3 protein-coding genes are annotated in these 4,810 nt (G+C 72.0%); 1 reads left to right on the top strand and 2 read right to left on the bottom strand.

Going from position 1 to position 4,810, the window contains the following annotated elements; translation table 11 throughout:
* Nucleotides 1–86: 86 nt before the first annotated feature.
* Together K6I34_RS31875 and K6I34_RS31870 are read right to left on the bottom strand one after the other, a co-directional pair.
* On the bottom strand, nt 87–779 hold the full coding sequence (locus tag K6I34_RS31875) for a TetR/AcrR family transcriptional regulator (RefSeq protein ID WP_229331424.1): 693 nt from the start codon (nt 777–779) through the stop codon (nt 87–89).
* The gene (locus K6I34_RS31870; protein ID WP_229331420.1) at nt 779–1,759 is read right to left on the bottom strand and encodes a fatty acid desaturase; all 981 of its coding nucleotides are present in this window, start codon (nt 1,757–1,759) and stop codon (nt 779–781) included. The genes K6I34_RS31875 and K6I34_RS31870 overlap by 1 nt, the downstream gene beginning before the upstream one ends.
* A gap of 221 nt (nt 1,760–1,980) precedes the next feature.
* On the opposite strand from K6I34_RS31870, the gene ppc reads away from it, so the two are divergent.
* Entirely contained in the window at nt 1,981–4,734 is a 2,754-nt protein-coding gene (gene ppc, locus K6I34_RS31865; RefSeq protein WP_229331422.1) for a phosphoenolpyruvate carboxylase, read from the top strand.
* Nucleotides 4,735–4,810: the final 76 nt, after the last annotated feature.

Below are 4,810 nucleotides of genomic sequence, written 5' to 3'. Positions count from 1 at the left end.
CCACCTACCCAGCCCGTCCGGCGTTTGAGGACGCGGCCGCAGGCCGCCCCGCCCGCAGGGCGGCAACGGCGAGAACCCCGACGCGGTCAGGAGCGCCGGTGACCCACCAGGCGCGGCTTCGGCTCCAGGCCGTCCAGGCCGTGCCAGGCCAGGTTCACCAGGTGCGCCGCCACCTCCGCCTTCTTCGGTTTGCGGACGTCGAGCCACCACTGGCCCGTCAGGGCGACCATGCCCACGAGGGCCTGGGCGTAGAGGGGGGCGAGCTTGGGGTCGAAGCCCCGGGCCTTGAACTCCAGGCCCAGGATGTCCTCGACCTGCGTCGCGATATCGCTGATCAGGGACGCGAAGGTGCCCGTGGACTGGGCGACGGGCGAGTCGCGGACGAGGATGCGGAAGCCGTCCGTATACGTCTCGATGTAGTCGAGGAGCGCGAAGGCGGCCTGTTCGAGGAGCTCGCGCGGGTGGCCCGCGGTGAGGGCGCCGGTGACCATGTCGAGCAGCTGCCGCATCTCGCGGTCGACCACCACCGCGTACAGCCCCTCCTTGCCGCCGAAGTGCTCGTAGACCACCGGCTTGGAGACCCCGGCCTTCGCCGCGATCTCCTCCACCGACGTGCCCTCGAAGCCCCGCTCGGCGAAGAGCGCGCGACCGATGTCCAACAGCTGCTCGCGGCGCTCCGCGCCGGTCATCCGCACGCGGCGGGTGCGCCGGGCCCCCGAGGCCGGGGCCCGGTTCTTGTCACTGCTGGTGTTGCTGTTGTCGATCGCCACGCTGTCCATCATGCCGCGTTGGCGGCGGTGTCCTTGCGTCGGGAGTTGATGCGGTCCGCATTCGGCCAGCGGACGTCATACGCCCAGCCCGCCTTCTCGAACCAGCGGATGATGCGGGCGCTGGAGTCCAGCTGCCCTCTCAGCACCCCGTGGCGGGCCGACGTCGGGTCCGCGTGGTGGAGGTTGTGCCAGGACTCGCCGCAGGACAGCACCGCGAGCCAGGCGACGTTCCCCGAGCGGTCGCGCGATTTGAAGGGGCGCTTGCCCACGGCGTGGCAGATGGAGTTGATCGACCAGGTCACGTGGTGCAGCAGGGCCACCCGCACCAGCGAACCCCAGAAGAACGCCGTCACCGCGCCCTGCCACGACCAGGTGGCAAGACCGCCGATCAGCGGCGGGGCGAGCAGCGACACCGTCGTCCACAGGACGAACTGCCGGGAGATCCGCCGGATGACCGGGTCCTTGATCAGGTCGGGCGCGTACTTGTGCTGCGGCGTCTGCTCCTCGTCGAACATCCAGCCGACGTGGGCCCACCACAGGCCCTTGAGCAGCGCGGGGACCGTCTCCCCGTAGCGCCAGGGGGAGTGCGGGTCGCCCTGGGCGTCGGAGAACTTGTGGTGCTTGCGGTGGTCCGCCACCCAGCGCACCAGCGGCCCCTCCACCGCCATCGAGCCCATGATCGCCAGCGCGACCCGCAGCGGCCGCCTGGCCTTGAACGCCCCGTGCGTGAAGTGGCGGTGGAAACCGATCGTGATGCCGTGGCAGCCGATGTAGTACATCGCCACCAGCAGGCCGAGATCCAGCCAGCTCACCCCCCAGCCCCAGGCCAGCGGGACCGCGGCGAGCAGAGCGACGAACGGCACGGTGATGAACAGCAGCAGGGTGATCTGCTCCAGGGAGCGCTTGCTGTCACCGCCCAGAGTGGCGGAGGGGACTGGGGTTTCCTGGGCCTTCGGCGCGTCGTCGATCACGTCGGGGCTTGCAGTCATGAGATCCCTCAGGGGGCTCGGAACACGGCTACGGGACCGTAACCTACGGCTACGTAAGTATCGCAGGGCGGGCCCCCGGAGCAAGAGGCCGTGGCCGACCGCGCGTCGGCCCGGACCGGGGCGGAGACCTATGCTGGTGCACGTCGGACAGCGCGGTCCGCGACCCCTCCAGACGTGCCGGAACCTTGCAAGGAGCAGCACCTGTGAGCACTGCCGACCCCATCAGCACCGCCGCCGGTAACGGCTCGCGGACCGAAGACGAGGCGCGGCGCGGCGCGGCCCTGCGCGCCGACATCCGCCGCCTCGGCGATCTCCTCGGCGAGACGCTGGTCCGTCAGGAGGGCGAGGACCTCCTCGAGCTCGTCGAACGCGTCCGCGCCCTGACCCGCACCGACGGCGAGGCCGCGGCCCGCCTCCTGGGCGAGACCGACCCGGAGACCGCGGCCCGCCTCGTCCGCGCCTTCTCCACCTACTTCCACCTGGCCAACGTCACCGAGCAGGTGCACCGCGGCCGCGAGCTGCGGGCCAAGCGCGACGCCGAGGGCTCGATACTCGCCCGCACGGCCGACCAGCTCAAGGACGCCGACCCCGAGCACCTCCGGCAGACCGCCCGGAACCTCGGCGTACGCCCCGTCTTCACCGCGCACCCCACCGAGGCCGCCCGTCGCAGCGTCCTCAACAAGCTCCGCCGCATCGCCGAGCTGCTCGACGCCCCGGCCGCGGGCGACGGGGACAGGCGCCGTACCGACCTGCGCCTCGCCGAGAACATCGACCTGCTCTGGCAGACCGACGAGCTCCGCGTCGCCCGCCCGGAGCCCACCGACGAGGCCCGCAACGCCATCTACTACCTGGACGAGCTGCACGCGAACGCCGTCGGCGACGTCCTGGAGGACCTCGCCGCCGAGCTCGACCGCGTCGGCCTCGCCCTGCCCGCCGACACCCGCCCGCTCACCTTCGGCACCTGGATCGGCGGCGACCGCGACGGCAACCCCAACGTCACCCCGCAGGTCACCTGGGACGTACTGATCCTCCAGCACGAGCACGGCATCACCGACGCCCTCGAACTCGTCGACTCCCTGCGCAGCGCGCTGTCCAACTCCATCCGCAACAGCGGCGCCACCGAGGAACTCCTCGCCTCCCTCCAGCGCGACCTGGAGCTGCTCCCCGAGATCAGCCCCCGCTACAAGCGCCTCAACGCCGAGGAGCCCTACCGGCTCAAGGCCACCTGCGTCCGGCAGAAGCTCCTCAACACCCGCGAGCGCCTCGCCCAGGGCACCCCGCACCAGGACGGCCGCGACTACCTGGGCACCGGCGAGCTCCTCGCCGACCTGACACTGATCCAGGACTCGCTGCGCGCCCACCGCGGCGGCCTCATCGCCGACGGCCGCCTGGAGCGCGCCCTGCGCACCCTCGCCGCCTTCGGCCTGCACCTGGCCACGATGGACGTGCGCGAGCACGCCGACGCCCACCACCACGCGCTCGGCCAGCTCTTCGACCGGCTCGGCGAGGAGTCCTGGCGCTACGCCGACATGCCCCGCGACTACCGCCGCAAGCTGCTCGCCAAGGAACTGCGCTCGCGCCGCCCGCTGGCCCCCATGCCCGCGCCGCTGGACGCCGACGGGCAGAAGACCCTGGGCGTCTTCCACACGGTCAAGCAGGCACTGGAGTGCTTCGGCCCCGAGGTCGTCGAGTCGTACATCATCTCCATGTGCCAGGGCGCCGACGACGTCTTCGCCGCCGCCGTCCTCGCCCGCGAGGCCGGTCTTGTCGACCTGCACGCGGGCTGGGCGAAGATCGGCATCGTCCCGCTGCTGGAGACCACGGACGAGCTCAAGGAAGCCGACCGACTCCTCGACGAGATGCTCGCCGACCCCTCCTACCGGCGCCTGGTCGCCCTGCGCGGCGACGTCCAGGAGGTCATGCTCGGCTACTCGGACTCCTCCAAGTTCGGCGGCATCACCACCTCGCAGTGGGAGATCCACCGCGCGCAGCGCCGCCTGCGCGACGTCGCCCACCGCTACGGCGTACGGCTGCGCCTCTTCCACGGCCGCGGCGGCACCGTCGGCCGCGGCGGCGGCCCCACCCACGACGCGATCCTCGCCCAGCCGTGGGGCACGCTGGAGGGCGAGATCAAGGTGACCGAGCAGGGCGAGGTCATCTCCGACAAGTACCTGATCCCGGCGCTCGCCCGGGAGAACCTGGAGCTGACGGTCGCCGCCACCCTCCAGGCGTCCGCCCTGCACACCGCGCCCCGGCAGTCCGACGAGGCGCTCGCCCGCTGGGACGCGGCGATGGACACCGTCTCCGACGCCGCGCACGCCGCGTACCGGGCCCTGGTCGAGGACCCGGACCTGCCCGCGTACTTCTTCGCCTCCACCCCGGTGGACCAGCTCGCCGAGCTGCACCTGGGCTCGCGCCCGTCCCGCCGCCCCGACTCCGGCGCGGGCCTCGACGGCCTGCGCGCCATCCCGTGGGTCTTCGGCTGGACGCAGTCCCGGCAGATCGTCCCCGGCTGGTTCGGCGTCGGCTCCGGCCTCAAGGCCGCGCGCGAGGCCGGGCTCGACACCGTCCTGGGCGAGATGCACGAGCACTGGCACTTCTTCCAGAACTTCCTCTCCAACGTGGAGATGACGCTCGCGAAGACGGACCTGCGCATCGCGCAGCACTACGTGGACACACTGGTGCCCGACGAGCTGAAGCACGTCTTCGACGTGATCAAGGCGGAGCACGAGCTGACCATGGCGGAGGTGCTCCGCATCACGGGCGAGCGCGACCTCCTCGACGCGAGCCCGGTGCTGCGGCAGACGTTCCACATCCGCGACGCGTACCTGGACCCGATCTCGTACCTCCAGGTGGCGCTGCTCCGGCGCCAGCGCGACGCGGCGGAACGCGGCGAAGCGCCGGACACGGTGGTGTCGCGGGCGCTGCTCCTCACGGTGAACGGCGTCGCGGCAGGCCTCCGCAACACGGGCTGACCGTCCCGGGGCTTCGCCCCCGGACCCGGTGGTGGGTGCGGCCCGGTGGTCCGGTTGTGCCCACCCTCCCCCAGAC

Source organism: Streptomyces sp. UNOC14_S4, from assembly GCF_020740835.1.
Classification (GTDB): Bacteria; Actinomycetota; Actinomycetes; order Streptomycetales; family Streptomycetaceae; genus Streptomyces.
The sequence above is the reverse complement of the archived record's forward strand: the minus strand, read 5'-3'. Positions and strand labels throughout refer to the sequence as shown.